This window comes from Streptomyces sp. TN58 (assembly GCF_001941845.1).
In the GTDB taxonomy this organism is placed as follows: domain Bacteria; phylum Actinomycetota; class Actinomycetes; order Streptomycetales; family Streptomycetaceae; genus Streptomyces.
In genome coordinates this window covers 940,259-955,941 of record NZ_CP018870.1, presented here as the reverse complement: position 1 = coordinate 955,941, position 15,683 = coordinate 940,259, and the positions used below count along the sequence as shown (strand labels likewise).

The 15,683-nt window shown below is 72.7% G+C and carries 13 protein-coding genes; 6 read left to right on the top strand and 7 right to left on the bottom strand.

Annotated elements, in window-relative coordinates; all coding sequences use genetic code 11:
• Window positions 1-28: 28 nt before the first annotated feature.
• A complete protein-coding gene (locus BSL84_RS04400; protein WP_075969850.1) occupies window positions 29-1,135 on the bottom strand; it encodes a sensor histidine kinase in 1,107 nt (368 codons plus the stop codon).
• Window positions 1,132-1,926, bottom strand: coding sequence for a response regulator transcription factor (locus BSL84_RS04395; RefSeq protein ID WP_107069543.1), 795 nt, complete (start codon window positions 1,924-1,926; stop codon window positions 1,132-1,134). The genes BSL84_RS04400 and BSL84_RS04395 overlap by 4 nt, the downstream gene beginning before the upstream one ends.
• Before the next feature lie 125 nt (window positions 1,927-2,051).
• Between BSL84_RS04395 and BSL84_RS04390 the strand changes: the two genes are divergently transcribed.
• The 3 genes from BSL84_RS04390 to BSL84_RS35290 are packed head-to-tail and all read left to right on the top strand — an operon-like array spanning window position 2,052 to window position 4,110.
• Window positions 2,052-2,771: a glycosyltransferase family 2 protein gene (locus BSL84_RS04390; protein WP_107069542.1), complete on the top strand. Its 720-nt coding sequence runs from the start codon at window positions 2,052-2,054 to the stop codon at window positions 2,769-2,771.
• Window positions 2,768-3,397 carry a TIGR04282 family arsenosugar biosynthesis glycosyltransferase gene (locus BSL84_RS04385; RefSeq protein WP_075969849.1) on the top strand — a complete coding sequence of 210 codons (630 nt, stop codon included), beginning with the start codon at window positions 2,768-2,770 and terminating at the stop codon, window positions 3,395-3,397. Before BSL84_RS04390 ends, BSL84_RS04385 begins: the two co-directional genes overlap by 4 nt.
• A complete protein-coding gene (locus BSL84_RS35290; protein ID WP_234363407.1) occupies window positions 3,394-4,110 on the top strand; it encodes a class I SAM-dependent methyltransferase in 717 nt (238 codons plus the stop codon). Before BSL84_RS04385 ends, BSL84_RS35290 begins: the two co-directional genes overlap by 4 nt.
• Here the strand turns inward: BSL84_RS35290 and BSL84_RS35285 are convergent.
• The gene (locus tag BSL84_RS35285; protein ID WP_234363406.1) at window positions 4,046-4,453 is read right to left on the bottom strand and encodes a hypothetical protein; all 408 of its coding nucleotides are present in this window, start codon (window positions 4,451-4,453) and stop codon (window positions 4,046-4,048) included. The two genes, BSL84_RS35290 and BSL84_RS35285, sit on opposite strands and share 65 nt — an antisense overlap.
• On the bottom strand, window positions 4,450-5,649 hold the full coding sequence (locus BSL84_RS04370; protein WP_079273119.1) for a molybdopterin-dependent oxidoreductase: 1,200 nt from the start codon (window positions 5,647-5,649) through the stop codon (window positions 4,450-4,452). Before BSL84_RS04370 ends, BSL84_RS35285 begins: the two co-directional genes overlap by 4 nt.
• Before the next feature lie 113 nt (window positions 5,650-5,762).
• Here BSL84_RS04370 and BSL84_RS04365 point away from each other — a divergent pair, with 113 nt between their 5' ends.
• Window positions 5,763-7,184: a glycosyltransferase 87 family protein gene (locus tag BSL84_RS04365; RefSeq protein WP_079273118.1), complete on the top strand. Its 1,422-nt coding sequence runs from the start codon at window positions 5,763-5,765 to the stop codon at window positions 7,182-7,184.
• Window positions 7,185-7,223: 39 nt separating this feature from the next.
• Here the strand turns inward: BSL84_RS04365 and BSL84_RS04360 are convergent, their stop codons facing one another.
• The 3 genes from BSL84_RS04360 to BSL84_RS04350 all read right to left on the bottom strand — a co-directional run bounded on the left by BSL84_RS04360 (window position 7,224) and on the right by BSL84_RS04350 (window position 11,799).
• Window positions 7,224-7,634: an FKBP-type peptidyl-prolyl cis-trans isomerase gene (locus tag BSL84_RS04360; protein WP_075969848.1), complete on the bottom strand. Its 411-nt coding sequence runs from the start codon at window positions 7,632-7,634 to the stop codon at window positions 7,224-7,226.
• Between the two features lie 112 nt (window positions 7,635-7,746).
• The gene (locus BSL84_RS04355; protein ID WP_075969847.1) at window positions 7,747-8,274 is read right to left on the bottom strand and encodes a hypothetical protein; all 528 of its coding nucleotides are present in this window, start codon (window positions 8,272-8,274) and stop codon (window positions 7,747-7,749) included.
• 159 nt (window positions 8,275-8,433) lie between these two features.
• Window positions 8,434-11,799, bottom strand: coding sequence for an ALF repeat-containing protein (locus BSL84_RS04350; protein WP_107484741.1), 3,366 nt, complete (start codon window positions 11,797-11,799; stop codon window positions 8,434-8,436).
• A 707-nt stretch (window positions 11,800-12,506) separates the two neighbouring features.
• Between BSL84_RS04350 and BSL84_RS04345 the strand changes: the two genes are divergently transcribed.
• Together BSL84_RS04345 and BSL84_RS04340 are read left to right on the top strand one after the other, a co-directional pair.
• Window positions 12,507-12,905, top strand: a complete 399-nt coding sequence (locus BSL84_RS04345; protein WP_376498875.1) for a hypothetical protein — start codon at window positions 12,507-12,509, stop codon at window positions 12,903-12,905.
• Window positions 12,906-13,239: 334 nt separating this feature from the next.
• Complete coding sequence (locus tag BSL84_RS04340) at window positions 13,240-15,663, top strand: trypsin-like serine protease (protein ID WP_075969845.1); 2,424 nt, start codon at window positions 13,240-13,242, stop codon at window positions 15,661-15,663.
• The last annotated feature ends 20 nt before the right edge of the window (window positions 15,664-15,683 follow it).

Genomic DNA, 15,683 nt, shown 5'->3' with positions numbered 1-15,683 from the left:
CGCCGGGCGGACCGCTGCCGTGTCCCGGTCAGGCGAGCGGCAGGGTCACCTCGAAACGGCAGCCGCCGGGCACGTTGTGGACGTCCGCCCGGCCGGCGTGGGCCTCCACGATGCCCCGTACGATCGCCAGCCCGAGCCCCGCCCCGGACGGCGGCGTGCGGGCCGGACTGCCCCGCCAACCGGTGTCGAACACACGCGGCAGGTCGTCCTCGGCGATCCCTCCGCACGCGTCGGTGACGGACAGCACGGCGGAGTCCTCCCGGCGCGCCACGGCCAGGGCCACGGTGCCGTCGGCGGGTGTGTGGCGGATGGCGTTGACGAGGAGGTTGGCCAGGACCCGGGTCATCTCCTTGCCGTCCACCTCGACGGGCACATGCGCGATGTCCTCGCCGCGCAGCCGCACCCCGTGCTCCCGGGCGAGCGGATCGGCGCCCAGCAGGGCATCGGCCGCCAGATCCCGCAGAGAGATGCGGCTGGGCGCCAGAGCCAGCGTTCCGGCATGGATGCGGGACAGTTCGAACAGGTCCCCGACCATGGTGTCGAGGCGCTCGACCTCCGTGCGGATCTGCCGGTGGTAGCGGGCCGGATCGGAGGCGACGCCGTCCTCCAGCGCCTCCGCCATCGCGCGCAGCCCGGCGAGCGGGGTGCGCAGGTCGTGGGAGATCCAGGCGACCAGTTCACGGCGGGAGGTCTCCAGGGCGCGCTCCCTCTCCCGGGAGGCGGCCAGTCTGGCGCTGGTCGACGCGAGTTCGCCGGCCAGGCTCGCCAGTTCGGCGGTCGCGGGTCCCGACGGCGTCGTGAAGTCGCCGTCCTCCCCGAACTCCCGGGCGGCGAGCGCGAGGTCGTGGCTGCGGGCCACCACCCAGCGGCCCATCAGCAGGGCCGTGGCCAGCGACACCACCGCCGCCATCGCCACGACCAGGGTGACCACCGTGAGGTCGTGCGGCGACAGGAACATCGCCCACGCCACGGCGAGGGTGCCGGCCAGCATGGCCGTGACCGCCACGGCCGCGACCACCGTCAGGGACACCGCGACCGACCGGCGCCGCAGCAGCCGCAGGGCCAGCGCCCCCGCCGCCCCCGCGCACACCGCGCCGGCGAGCGCGAACAGGGCGATGAGCAGGACGTCCTTCACGGCCGCACCCCTTCCGCCCCGCCGCGACCCGCCGGGTCCGGGGCATCCGGGGTCTCCGTGGCATCCGGGACATCCGGCGCGCCGGCCTCGAAGCGGTACCCGACACCCCACACCGTCTGGATCAGCAGCGGCGCAGCCGGATCGGCCTCGATCTTCGCGCGGAGCCGGCGGACGTGCACGGTGACCGTGGAGAGGTCACCGAACTCCCACCCCCACACGTCCCGCATCAGCTCCTCACGGCTGTGCGCCCGGCCGGGCTTCGCCATGAAGTGGGCCAGGAGGTCGAACTCCCGCAAGGTGAGCGCCAGTTCGCGCCCGTCCTTGGCCGCCCGCCGGTCGGCCGGGTCGACGACGATCCCCGCCGCGCGCAGCGGGGCGCGCCGCTCCCGCTCCTCGCCGCCCTCCGTACCGCGCCGGCTGCGGCGCAGTACGGACTCGACCCGCAGCACCAGCTCGCGCGGGCTGAACGGCTTGGTGACGTAGTCGTCGGCGCCCAGTTCGAGGCCGGCGATCCGGTCGTCCTCCGTCCCACGGGCCGTCAGCATGATCACCGGCACCGGCCGGTCGGCACGCAGCCGCCGGCACACCTCCAGCCCGTCGAGGCCCGGCAGCATCAGGTCCAGGACGACCAGGTCGGGTGCGCCGCGGGCGGCCAGGACGAGGGCGGCGGGGCCGTCGGCGGCATGGTCGACGGTATGGCCGGCCCTGCGGAGGTATCCGGTGACGACCTCCGCGACGGTCGGGTCGTCGTCCACGACGAGGATCCGGGCGGGGGGTGCAGGCGTGCTCATGCTCCCCAGTGTCGTACGGCCGGCCGGGCACCGTCGCCCCCGGCGGCCGGTCCCCGCACGGCCGTCCGTGTTTCGTAAGGAGTCGGTGGCCCCGTTTCCCCGGCCGGGTTCCTACGGTGGCATGCGTGACCGATCATCCTCCCGCGGGCAGCGAAGCGGACGTCGTCCTTCCCTGCCTGAACGAGGCCGGGGCACTGCCCTGGGTCCTCTCCCGCATCCCCGCCGGCTGGCGCGCCCTGGTCGTCGACAACGGCTCCACCGACGGATCGGCGGACATCGCCCGCTCCCTCGGAGCCACCGTCGTGAACGAGACCCGGCGCGGCTTCGGCGCAGCCTGCCACGCCGGACTGCTCGCCTCCAGAGCCGAGTTCGTCTGCTTCTGCGACTGCGACGCCTCCCTCGACCCCGCGCTGCTGCCCGGCTTCGTCGCCGCGATCGCCGACGGCGGCGCGGACCTGGTCCTCGGCCGCCGCCGACCGCGGGGCCGCGGCGCCTGGCCCGCGCACGCACGGGCCGGAAACCTGGCCCTGTCCCGGATGCTGCGGCACCGTACCGGCCTGCGCCTGCACGACCTGGGACCGCTGCGGGCCGCCCGGCGCGAGGCCCTGCTCGCCCTGGACCTCACCGACCGGCGCTCCGGATACCCGCTGCAGATGGTCGTCCGGGCCGCCGACGCCGGCTGGCGGATCCGCGAGGAGGACGTCCCGTACCTGCCCCGGTCCGGGAAGTCCAAGGTGACCGGCACCTGGCGCGGCACCTGGCAGGCGGTCCGCGACATGCGGGCCGTCCTCGCCGAGCCGCCCCGCACCGCCTGCGCGGTCCCGCCCGCGGGAGGTGCCCGGTGACAGCCCTGCTGGTCATCGCCAAGGAACCCGTGCCCGGCCGGGTCAAGACCCGCCTCACCCCTCCGTTCACCCCCGACGAGGCGGCGGCCCTGGCCGGGGCGGCACTGGCGGACACCCTGGAAGCGGCGGCCGCCACCCCGGCCGCCCGCCACCTGCTCTTCCTCGACGGTTCCCCCGGACCGTGGCTGCCGCCCCGCTTCGACGTGCGGCCCCAGTGCCTCGGACCACTCGACGTCCGCCTCGCCGCCGCCTTCGCCGACTGCGGCGGCCCGGCCCTGCTCGTCGGCATGGACACCCCGCAGGTCACCCCCGACCTCCTGGGCCCCGCCCTGGCGTTCGACCGGTACGACGCCTGGTTCGGACCGGCGGCCGACGGCGGGTTCTGGGCCCTGGGGCTGGCCGACCCGGACCCGGCCCTCCTGCTGGGCGTACCCATGTCGGTGCCCGACACCGGGGCGGTGCAGTACGAGCGGCTACGCGCGGCCCGGCTCCGGATCGGCCTGCTGCCGGTGCTGCGTGACGTCGACACGGCCGCCGACGCCCGTGCGGTCGCGGCCCTGCCCCCGCACGGCCGGTTCGCCGCCCTGCACGCCCGGCTGACCGCGTCGCCCGAGGCCGTACGGTGACCGCCCCCGGCGGGACGGCCGCGCGGATACCGGCCCGCGGGCCCTGGCGGGACGACCCGTACGCCACGGCCCTGCACGCCGGTCAGGGCCCCCTCTTCCTGCGCCGCACGGACGGCCGGCTGATGCCGCTGGAGGTGGAGCGGTGGCTCGCGGACGCGGACGCGGGCGACGAGAGCGTCCTCGCCCGCTGCCGGGGCGCCGTGCTCGACGTCGGCTGCGGCCCCGGCCGGCTGGTGGCGGCCCTGGCCGAGCGCGGCCACCGGGCCCTGGGCGTGGACGTCAGCCCGGCCGCGGTGACCAGCACCGTCCGGCGCGGCGGCACGGCGCTGTGCAGGTCGGTCTTCGGACCACTGCCCGGCGAGGGACGCTGGACCACGGTCCTGCTCATCGACGGCAACATCGGCATCGGCGGCGATCCGGTGGCCCTCCTCGACCGGGCCGCCGAACTCCTCGCCCCCGGCGGCCGTGTGATCGCCGAAGCCGCCCCGGTCGAGGTGGACGAGCGGTGCGAGGTCCGCCTCGACGACGGCCGCGGCACCCTCGGCGTCCCCTTCCCCTGGGCCCGCGTCGGCCCCGAGTCCCTCAGCCGCCACGCCGGCCGGGCCGGCTTGACGCCCCTGCACCGCTGGACCCTGGCCGGGCGGACCTTCACCGAACTCGCCGGCGCTCCCGCCCCTGCCGCCGCCGGAGGAACAGCAGCGACGCGAGCGTGACCACCGCCACCGCCGCCAGGACCAGCAGCAGGTTGCGGCCGTACGGCAGGGGCAGCGCCGACGGGTTCGGCGGCGCTCCCGGCCGCAACAGCAGCGGCAGCACGACCAGCACCACGGCGCCCGCCGTGATCAGCGCCGCGCGCACCGCACGCCCGGCCGCCCCGGCCGCGACCAGCAGCCCGGCCGCCAGCACCAGCGGCGCGACGAACACGTCGTGCAGGACCAGCGCCCCGCCCAGCCACACCAGCACCGCGTACGGGTCGGGCTGCGCCGCCAGGTGCCACCCGCCGACACCGATCAGCATCAGCCCGAAGACCCCGAGCGCCCCGCGCGCGTACCTCACAGCACCTCCAGCCGGGCGACCCACTTCGTCTGCAGTACACCGGGCCGGTTCGGCGCGATGATCCGCGCCGGGTACCCGTGGTCGGCCGACAGCACCTCGCCGTTCAGCCGCAGCGCGAGCAGCGTCAGCGGGTCCTCGGCGTACTCCCCGCCCATCTCCGTGACCCGGTACGCTCCGGCCGCCTCCAGCGACACCACCCGGAGCGCGGACCCGGGCCGCGCACCCGCCCGTTCCAGCAGGTCGCGGATCCGCACGCCGGCCCAGTCGCCGTCCGCGCTCCAGCCCTCCACGCAGGCGATCGGCAGCCGTACCCGGTGCTGCGGCAGGGCGGCCAGCTGCGGCAGCGCCAGCCGGTAGGGGGCCGGGCCCAGCACCTCCAGCCGCCAGTCCCGTACGGCCTGCGCCGTCACCCCGGCCGCGGCCGCCGTCCGGTTCACCGGCAGGCCCTGGGGCCCGTACCCGGGATGGCGGGGAGCCAGCAGGTCCAGGGCCGCCAGCGGCGTGAGCGACTGGCCCACCGTGGTCACCGTGACCGCGCCCACGGCGGCGCCCACGCCCAGCAGCAGGGACCTGCGGTCGGGACCGTCCCGCTCCGCCTCCGGCAGGGCGAGCGTCCCGGCGGACCGCCGCCCCCAGTGGGAGCGGATCTCCGGCGCCTTGACCGCGACGTGCAGCAGGACGGATCCGGCGACCACCCAGGCCACGGCGTAGTGCACCGGCACGAAGGAGAACGGCCACGGATACCACTCGGCGATGTTCAGCAGCCCGGTCAGCACCTGGAACACCGCGGCCGCCACCAGCACCGCCACCGAGAGCCGCCCCAGCGCGTGCCGCACCGAGCGGACCGGCGGCCACACGAACAACCGCGGGTAGACCGCCCACAGTTTGGCGAACAGCAGGACGATCGCCGCCAGCCCGAAGGCGACGTGCGCACCCTGCGTCAGCCGGTAGCCCCAGACCGGCCGCGACGGCAGGCGGCCGAGCAGCCAGGGCGGCGGCTGCTGGAGGAAGTGGCTGACCAGCCCGGTCAGGAAGCACACCGCCAGGGCCAGGCCGAGCCACCGCCCGAGCACCGTAGCCGTGCGCGGGTCGTGCAACCGGCCGGAGAACGACGGCGGTCGGAGGGCGGGCAGCCGCAGGGCCGGCGGCAGCCGCCGCGGGCCCGGGCGCCGACGGCCGGGGGGAGGATTTTCCATGACCCCATGCAACCGTCCCGAGGCGGCCGCGAGGCGTGTCGGACACCTTACGGAACACGAACGCCCCGCCCGGCCGCAGCCCACGGCGGCCCGGCCGGTGCCAGGGTGGGCCCGTGACCCACCCCCGTCCAGCACACCCCCTCGCCGGCGCCGGCCGCGCCGCCTCAAGCGCAGCCGGCCCGGGCCGCTCCGGCACCCTCCGCGCCACCGCGGGCACCGCCGCCCTGCTGGCCGCCCTCACCGCCGCGCTCGCCGCGACCGTCCGCCACGACGGGTACTTCACGGACCCGGCCGGGCTCTCCTGGCGGTACGCCGCATGCTGGGCGCTCTTCGGGGCGGCGGCGTGGACGCTGCGCCGCGCACCCGCCCGGCACGTCGCGGCCCTCGTCCTCGCCGGCGGCATCGCGGTGGCCGCGACGGGCCTGACGGCCGCGCCCGGCACCAGTACCGACTCCTTCCGCTACGCCTGGGACGGCCGGGTACAGGCCGCCGGCATCTCCCCGTACGACCACGCCCCCACGGACACCGCCCTCGCCGGCCTCCGCGACGGCTGGCTCTTCCCACCCCGGGAGGACTGCGCCCGGCCCGAGCTCTCCTCACTGCCGGGCGGCGGATGCACCCGGATCAACCGCCCCCGGGTCCACACCGTCTATCCGCCCGCCGGCGAGGCGTACTTCCTCCTCGTCCACGCCCTCTCCCCGGACGGGGTCCGCCACAAGGCGCTCCAGACGGGCGGCGCCGTCCTGGCCGTGGCCACCACCCTGGTCCTGCTGCGCGTCCTGCGCCGCCGCGGCGACCCGCGGAACGCCGCCTGGTGGGCCTGGTGCCCGGCCGTGGCCGTCGAAGCGGTCAACAACGCGCACGCCGACGCCCTCGCCGTGCTCCTGTCCGTGGCCGCCCTCGCCCTGACGGTCCGCCACCGGGCGGCCGGCGGCGCACTGCTGGGCCTGGCCACCGCCGCGAAGCTGCTGCCCGCCGTACTGCTCCCCGGCGCGCTGTCCGGCGTACGACGGCCCCGCGACTTCGCCGCCACCCTGCTCCCCGCCGCGGCCGTTCTGGCGGCGCTCTACCTGCCGTACACCCTGCTGTCCGACTCCTCCGTCCTGGGCTACCTCGGCGGATACGCCGAGGAGGAGGGCTACCAGGACGCCGCCTCAGGCAACCGCTACGCCCTGCTGCGCCTCGTCCTGCCCGACTCCTGGGCCGTGCCGGCCGTCCTCGCCGGCACGGCCGCGGCCGGCCTGTACGCGATCCGCCGCGGCGACCCCGAACGCCCCTGGTCGGCGGCTCTGCTCGTCACGGGCACCGTCTTCCTCCTGACGACCCCCGGGTACTCCTGGTACGCCCTGCTCCTGATCGCGCTGGTGGCGCTCGACGGCCGCTGGGAATGGCTCGGGGTCGCCGTCGCGGGAGCGGCGGCCTACCTCACCTCGCGCGCCCTGCCCGGCGCGGGGACCGTGATGTACGCGGTGGCCCTCGTCGCGGTGCTCGCGGGCCACGCGGTCCGCACCCGCCGCGCGAACGGCGGACGGTGAGGTGAGGGGGAGGAGGGGGGAAGGGCAGGAGGGCCGGGGCTACCGGGCGGCGCTGCTCCAGCCGGCGGGTCCGGTGTACACGTCGAGCAGGTCCACCACGAAGACCAGGGTCGAGCCCGCCGGGATCAGCGGCGAGGGCGACCGGCTGCCGTAGCCGAGACGCGGGGGGACGACGATCTCACGCCGGCCGCCGACGCGCATCCCCCGCACCCCGCGGTCCCAGCCCTTGATGACCTTGCCGCCGCCCAGGGCGAACTTGAACGGCTCACCCCGGTCCCAGGAGGAGTCGAACTCCTTCCCGGACGCGAAGGCCACCCCGACGTAGTGGACCCGGACCACCATGCCCGGCTTCACTTCGGCCCCGTCCCCGACCACAAGGTCCCGGACGGTCAGCTCGGCGGGAGCCTCACCCTCGGGGACATGGACCTCGGGCTTCGCCAGCTCGCTCATCGCCGCCTCGTCGTTCGCCGTGCCGGTCCGCCCGTCCGCCGGCCGGCCTCCCGTGGTGGTGCCGCGGGGTCATGATAGTGCTGCGGCCGCGAAGGGTCCCCGGTTCGCGGCACTAGTGCCAGGCTTCTCCGACCGCTGCACAGAGCCGGCTGCGCGTCATCCGCGCGTTCAGCGACTCCAGGCGGCCGACCACCGTCCTCAGCCAGTCGGGGTCACCGAGCCGGTGTGCTTCGCCCGCGGCGACGACCTGCGACAGCAGCTGCTCCAGGACGAAGGTGTCGAGGAGCCGGTACGGGCGCGCAGGGCGGTCGAACGCCAGCCTGCGGTCCTCGTAGGGGTGTCGGACCGTCATGTCGAGGTGGCCTCCGCCGTGCCCTCTGAAGGGACCGGGCATGTTGCCCAGCATGCCCGCGAGGGTGTACTGCCCGGAACGGGGATACCCGCGCCCGACGTAGACGGCCATCCCGAGCATGATCCGCGACCAGGGGATCAACTCGCTCTCACCCCGGCGCGCCTGCCGGTGCAGCAACCCCTCCTCGCGGAACTCGATCCACGATCCGCCAGGGCGGCGGGAATCCCCGATCACCCAGACGCCTTCGACCAGTTCCAGCGGCCCCAGGGCCGTGTGCACATCCCCCATGGAGTCATTTGATCACACAGGGGACGCTGGGGACGTATCGGTATCCACGGCCGCTGGGCCCGTGGCTAGGCGTGCCGGCCTCGTCCGGGACCTGGCCCCGAACGCAGGGCCGACGGCACATTTGCCGCCGGCCCCTGACGTGCATCCGGTCGTCCCTCCTCAGAAGCCGAGGGTCCCGAGGAGGCCGGTGACCGGTGAGATGAGATCGTGCCCGAACTGCGTGATCTTCGTGGCCACGGGAGCCACCACCTTGCCGTCGATCTTACCGAGCGCGCCGATCCACTTGGACTGACCGAAGGTGAGCAGGCCCAAGGCCGTCCCCCCGAGGGACGTCTTGAACTCGCTGCTCGTCCATCCGTAGCCGAACCCCGTGAGCACGGTGCTGATGGCCGACAGCCCGAGGGAGGTGTACGCGAGTCCCCCGGCGACAACCTCCAGGGGTGGGAAGAAGAGGCCCGCGACACCGAAGCCGGCGGAGAGGAACCCGGTTCCGATGCTCGCCCAGTTCGTGGCGTTCGCCCACCACTTCACGTCCTTCCACCAGGGAAGGTCGTTCTTGACGGTGTCGTTGTCGGGCGTGTCCGCCGGGTTCTTCCCGGCGTCCTTGGCCGCGCGTGCGTCGTCGGCCGCCTTCTTCGCGGCCGCTGCGATCTCAGCGGTCCGCTTGTCCGTCGCGATCCGGTGAGCATCGCTCGCCGCGGCCGCAGCCGTTCTCGCGTCCTTGCCGGCCTGAAGGGCCGAGGCGTGGGCGGAGGCGGCAGACGCCTGGGCGGCGTTGGCGGAAGCCACCGCGTTCCGGGCCGAGTCCAGGGCGCGGTTGGCGGAGTAGTTCGCCGAGCGCGCTGCGGTGCGCGCGGTGGCGGCCGCCTGCTTGGCTCGGTCCGCCGAGGCCTGCGCCGACGCCGCCGACTTCTCGGCGTCGTTCGCGAACGCGTTGGCCTGCTGCGCGGAGGAGGCGGCCTGCTTGGCGGACTGCTCCGCCCTGGTCGCCCACTGCTGCGCTTCGGCGGCGGCGTTACGGGCGATCGCGGCCGCCTGCTGGGCGCGCTGGGCGTCCTCCTGCGCCTTGTAGGCGATCTTCGCGGCTGCGGCGATCGCGCCCTGCATGGCCGCGATGTGGGTGGCGGAGTCGTAGTCGAGCAGCGCGGTCTTGTACTGCACGGACGCGACGAAGTTGCGTCGCATCCACTCCGGTCCTTCCATTGCCGCCTGGGCGTGGGCTTTGGTGTAGCGGCCACCCGTGGCGATGAGGGCCGCCGTGGCGACAGCATCGTCCTCCTGCTGCGCCGCCTCGTGTCTGACGTTGATGAACTCGTGCAGGGCTTGGGCGGTTCCGGCGTTCAACGCCTCGTTCGCCGCCAGTTTCACCGCCTTGCCGGGGTTGGCGGCCAGGATGCGGCCGACCGTGACGCGGTTGTCCGTCGCGGCGGCCTGGATGGCACCGGTCTCCAGGAACTTCGTGGCGGCGTCGGGGTCACTGCTGCCAAGTGCCCTGGTCGCCGCGTCGGCGATGTCCGGGGCGCAGGTCCGTGCGAGGTAGAGGCTGGTCTCCCGGTCGTCCTGCCGCTGGGCGACCTGTCGGGACGCGTCGATCCAGAGGTGGATGTCGGAGTCGGTGCCGGACAGGGCGAACCGCGCGGCCTCAAGCGACCAGGTGCCCTTGGAGCGCATCGCCGTGACGGCTGCCTTGCGCCCGAGTGCGGCGGCGCGGCTCATGTCGCCGGCCTTGAGCGCGGACTCCGCCTGCGCTATGAGGTCCCTCTGGGCTTGTTCGGCCTGCGACGCCTGGGTGCGCTTCTCTGCGAGCTCCGCGCGTTCCAGGTCCTCGATCTGCTTGAGCAGGCGGGTCTCCTCGACCGCCTGCTGCGTGTCCTGGTCGAGGCGCTGCCACTCGGCCTCGCGGGCGGCCTGCTCCACCGCGACCGCCTCGGCGACGGCGTCGGTGGCGGTCTTCGCGGCCTTGCTGGCCTCGTTGGCGAACTCGGTCGACTTGGTGGCGTGTTCCAGCGCCTGGCCCGCGTGTGCGACAGCCCACTCTGCGGCGGTCGCGGCCTTCTCGGCGTGGTCGGCCGCACTGTTCGCCGCGTCGCGTGCCGTGCGGGCGGATTTCGCCGCCGTATTCGCGAGGCTCTGTGCCATACCGGCGGCATTGGTGGCGATCTGGGCGTTGGCGCCTGCGATCTGGGCCTCGCGCCTGGCCGCTGCGGCTTCCGACTGGGCGACGCCAGCCGCTTGTGCCGCCGCGGCCGAGGAGTTCGCGGCGGAGGCGGCGTTGCGGGCGGCCGACGCCGCTGCGGAGCCGGCCCCCGCGGCCTGGCTCGCGGCATTGGCGGCATGGTCGGCGGCCGCGGCCGCGCTGCGCGCCCTGGCCGCGGCGTTGCGGGCGGAGACGGCGGCGTCCCTGGCAGCGGTCGCATGGGCGGCGTCCTTGGACGCGGCGATGGCGGCTCCGTATGCCTGGGCGGCAGCGGAGCCCGCGTTGGCCGCAGCCTGGCTCGCCGCGGCGGCGGCGTAGGCGGCGCGACGGGAAGCCTGGACGGCTGCGTGGGAAGCGCTGGTGGCGACACGTGCCGAGTCGGCCGCACCCTTCGCGGCTTCGGCGGCCTTTCGGGCAGCCCGGCCGGATTTGGCAACATCGGCCTCGGCCTGTTGGGCCTCGTACGCGGCCTTCTCCGCGGCCTCCTTGGCCTGGGCCGCCGCCTTGACTGCGCGAGCGGAAGCCTCTTCGGCCTGCTTCGTCATCGCGTCGGCCTTCTTGCCTTCGCGTTCGACGACAGCGACGAGTTCCTCGATTTTCGTCGCCTCCTGGTCGCGCGCGCGTGCGATGTGCTGGCCGGTCTCCAGGAACCATTCGATGTCGGCAGCGGTGCCAGACATGGCGCGGTTGGCGTACTTCTTCACCTCCGGACCCGCCTGGAAGGCGAGCTTGGCGACCTCGACGCGCATGTCCTCCTGACGCGCGGTGTACTGACCGTCGTTGAGGAACGTCTCCAAGGCGGCCTGGGTGCCGGCGTTGAGGGCGTCGTTTCCGGCACGGTTCACGGCCTTGCCGCCGGTGGCCATGACGATTCCGGTGGCCACGCGGAGGTCCTCGGCGATGGCGGTCTTGAAGCCGCCCGCGAGGAAGGCGGCGATGGCGGCGTCACCTCCGCCCAGTGCCGCCGCGGCATCCCGACGGGTGCCCTTGCCGCCCCTTGCGAGGGAGGTACCGACGGCAACGCGGTTGTCCACCGCCGTCTCGGCGGGGAGCGTGGCGGTGAGGAAAGTCTGGACGTCGGCGTCAGAGCCGACCAGCGCCGCCTCGGCGGCGGCGCGAACACCCTTGCCGCCCAGCAGCCAGGCTTCGACGACCTTGGCGCGGGGGGTGTCGGGCAGCCTGAACGGGTCGCCGCCGTCATCCTCCGGAGGGGGTGTACTGGCCCACGCCGCAACGGGGTTGAGTACGAGGCTGGAGGTGGTGACGACAGCCGTGGCAGCAGCGGCGGCGGTGAGAACACGCCGCCTGCTCCAATAGATGGTGTCCAAAAAACAATCCTTCGGGATCAGAGCCTGACGCTTGACGCACCGGCGGAGGCCTAACGGCAGACAGGGAATTGCCCGGGCTGAGGCCATGTCCCCCCGTAACGTGCGCAGTCCGGCGGGGATGCGGCAGATCTCCTTGAGACCTTAGGCGGCAATGCACGTATTGAACACCAGTCACACGGGGAACAGCATGATTCAAGCCAGCATCGGGTAGGGAACTTGAAATTCCGCATCGGGAGTTCGGAATCTCGCGCTCCGTTCGGACCGCCACACTCTCGATGTGGTCCAAATCACCTCGGTCGCATGCGGGTTGTCGCGCCAACCGCCGAGAAACCCGTTGGACGGGTGCTGGAGGGCTGTGCTTGTGTAAGCGAGACATGGGTGCCCGGTCTCGGTGAAGTACCGTCACCGGCGGCCGGGTTGCCGAGTTTACGCAGCTCCTGACGAGCAGTTATGCTGCGACTGGAAGTGGGGGGCTTTCAGCGGGGGCAGGCTCATGGGGTGAGTCGTTTCCCGTTGGTCATATGCCCTTCTTCACATCCGACGTTGACGCATGTTCCGGGATTTCCCCGAAACCGACGACTAGGACAGCGATGAAGGTACGTAAGGCAATTGTGCGAACGTTCGGGGTGGCCGCCGGGGCGGGGCTCTTGGCATGGTTCGCGGGGGCGGGCGGAACGGCGGGAGGATCCGTCATGGACGGATCCTCCGTGAAGACGATCGCCGACGAAGGTCCTGGTTACGCCGTTGAGGACTTCGCTTACCCGAACGCCGACAAGATCCTCGCGGAGCAGCACATCACACTCAAGCGCGGTGACGGGCACATCCTGCTGGCGGATTGCGCCAGCTCGGCCGATGTGATCGAGGTCTGGGGGCGCAAGAACGAAAAGGTCTGCTTCAGTGTCACGGGGAACGGCGGTTACCTGACCCTGGAGATTCCCGCGGTCTACTTCATCAAGGGAAACAGCTACAGCGCCCGGGTGGACATGACTGCGGGTGCAGTGGAGAAGACGTTCGAAGTGAAGAAGAACGATTGGACTCCGGTCGGTGAGAGCGCCGACGAGCAGGGGCGTGACTTCATGCTCATGGAAATCAGGGCTTCCAAGTAGACTTTCGGCGACCGCCCTTGCTGCAGAGCGTCCTGCTTCTGCGTTCTTGATTCTTTTGCGCGGATGTATTCAATTCGGCTCCGATCGCTTGTCCGCTGTGTGGCGCGGGAGTCCGGAGGGATCGTCCGTGTGCCGCCGTACCGCTGGCATCGCCGCCTCAATTGCGACCCGCGTGGATGCGGCCGCTGCGACGGAATTGCCATTTCTGCGCCGCCACCAGACACACGAACTCGACGGTCGATTTTCAGTCGACCAGAGCCCGGTACGCCTGAAAGCAGCCGGCGCTCTGCTCCAAAGGAGAACCATGTCCCTATCCCCCCTGCGCTCCGCGCGGATGGCCGGCCTGCTGGTTTCCGCCACGGCGGTCGCTGCAGGCCTGATCACGGCCGGACCGGCGTATGCCCTCACCGGCCCGGAGGCCGCCACAGGCGGACAGGCCGCCGTCGTGAAGCTCAGCATCGGCGACGAGGCCACCAGTCGTTCCTGCACCGGAACGTTGGTCGACCCGCGCTGGGTGCTGACCGCCGCGAGTTGTTTCGCGACCACCCCCGGTGCCGCCGTCCCGGCCGGGAAGCCGTCGCTGCAGACCGCCGCGGCACTGGGCAACGGCCAGAGCCGCGAGGTGGTCGAGGTTTCAGCGAGCGCTGCCGACCGTGACCTGGTGCTCGCTCGTCTTGCCGCCCCAGTTGCCGACATCGCCCCGGTCAGGCGGGCCGGCTACGTCTCCGCGGTCGGTGCGGACCTCACCGCGGTCGGTTTCGGTCGGACGAAGACCGAGTGGGTGCCGGGCAGGCTCCACACTGGTGCGTTCACGTTGAACGCGGCCGACGCGACGTCGCTCACCATCACGGGCAAGGGCGCTGACGCCATCTGCAAGGGTGACACCGGTGGCCCCCTGCTCAACGCCGCCGGTGAACTCGTCGGCGTCAACAGCCGTTCCTGGCAGGGCGGTTGCCTCGGCACCGATCCCGCCGAAACACGCACCGGCGCCGTCTCCACCCGCATCGACAACGTCGGCCAGTGGATCGACCAGGTCACCGCTCCGCGCAGCGGCGCGCAGGTGTCCCTGCTCGCCGGTGGTGGCGGAACGATGTGGTCGCAGTCCGGTGACCTCGGCTACGGCGAATACGGTGCGTCGTGGGGCAAAGTCGATGGTCATGACGTCACCCGCGTGAGCACCGTGCGACACGGGGATGCCGTGCGTGCCTACGCCATCGCCGGCGGACGCGTCTACGGTGAGGACCTTGACCTGGCCACCGGAAAGTGGTCCGGCTGGGGCGAAATCCCCGGCGGCGCAGCGGGCGCCAAGGACATCTCGGCCGCTCTGGTCGGCAACACCGTCCACGTGCTGATCGTCGGCTCCGAAGGCAACCTGTACGCGCAGGCCGCCGACTACAGGGCCGGCCGTTGGAACCAGGCCTGGAACGCGGTCGGCGCGACAGGTCTCACCCACGTCAGCAGCGCGGCCTCGGGCACAACCGTGCGTGTTCAGGCCATCGGCGGCGGCCAGATCTACGGCAGGGACTTCGACACCCGCACGGGCCACTGGTCACCTTGGGGCGCGATTCCGGGCGGCGCCAAGGACGCGGTCGACATTGCCTCCAGCGTTGTCGGCAACAACGTCCACGTCCAGATCATCGGCTCCGACGGTGCGATCTGGACGCAGTTCGGCAACTACGACGCCGGCCGCTGGAACGACCAGTGGGCCAAGGCGGGTGGAAGCGGGCTGACCCGCATCGGCAGCATCGCGTCCGGTGGTACGGTCGAACTGTACGCCGTGGGTGCCCAGGGGAAGATCAGCAATGCTTCCATGAACACCACATCCGGTTCCTGGAGCACCTTCAAGGAACTGCCGGGCGGACTTGCGGGGGCCTCTGACGTCTCCGCCTCCGTCATCGCCGCACCTGCGAACGTGACGCTCGCGGCCCCGGCCGACAGCACCCTGTTCAGCCAGAGCGGCAAGCTCGACACCCGCGCCTTCGGAGCCCAGTGGGCCAACGTCGGTGGCGCCACTGTCAATCGGCTCGTCGGCGTGGACACGGGCAGCACCATCCGTTACGTCGGCGTGGCCAACGGCAAGGTCTTCGACCGCGAGTACGACGTCCGCAGCAACAAGTGGGGCAACTGGACCGAGGTGCCCGGCGGAGCCGGCGGAGTCAAGGACGTGGCAGCCGCCATGATCGACAACGTTCTGTACGTACAGGCCATCGGCTCCAGCGGCGACCTGTACACGCAGGTCGGCGACTACAACGCCGGTCGTTGGAACAACAACTGGACGCCGGTGCCCGGCGGCACGGGCCTGACCGACATCGCCAGTGTCAAGGCAGGTCCGTTCGTTCGCCTCTACGGCATCAAGGACGGCAAGGTCCACGGCCGCGACTTCGACAGTCGCAACGGCCGCTGGACCCCCTGGGGCGAGCTGCCCGGAGGAATCAGCGGCGCCAAGGACATCGCGGTCTCCCACATCGGCAGCACCGTTCACGTCCAGGTCATCGGTTCCGACGGTGCACTCCATGCGCAGACCGGCGACTACCTCGCAGGAAGCTGGAAGCCGTCCTGGACCAAGATCGGCGGCGGTGGTCTGACGCGCCTCACCAGTGCCTCCGCCGGAAGGAACATCCACGTCTATGCCGCCGACGCGGGCGGCAGGGTCCAGAACATCACGCTCGACACCTCGTTGAGTTCCTGGACCGGCTGGCACGAGATTCCGGGCGCGCTCACGAGCCCGACCGACATCGCCGCCAGCACCACGAAGTAGGCCCAGGTGTTGTAGCCCCA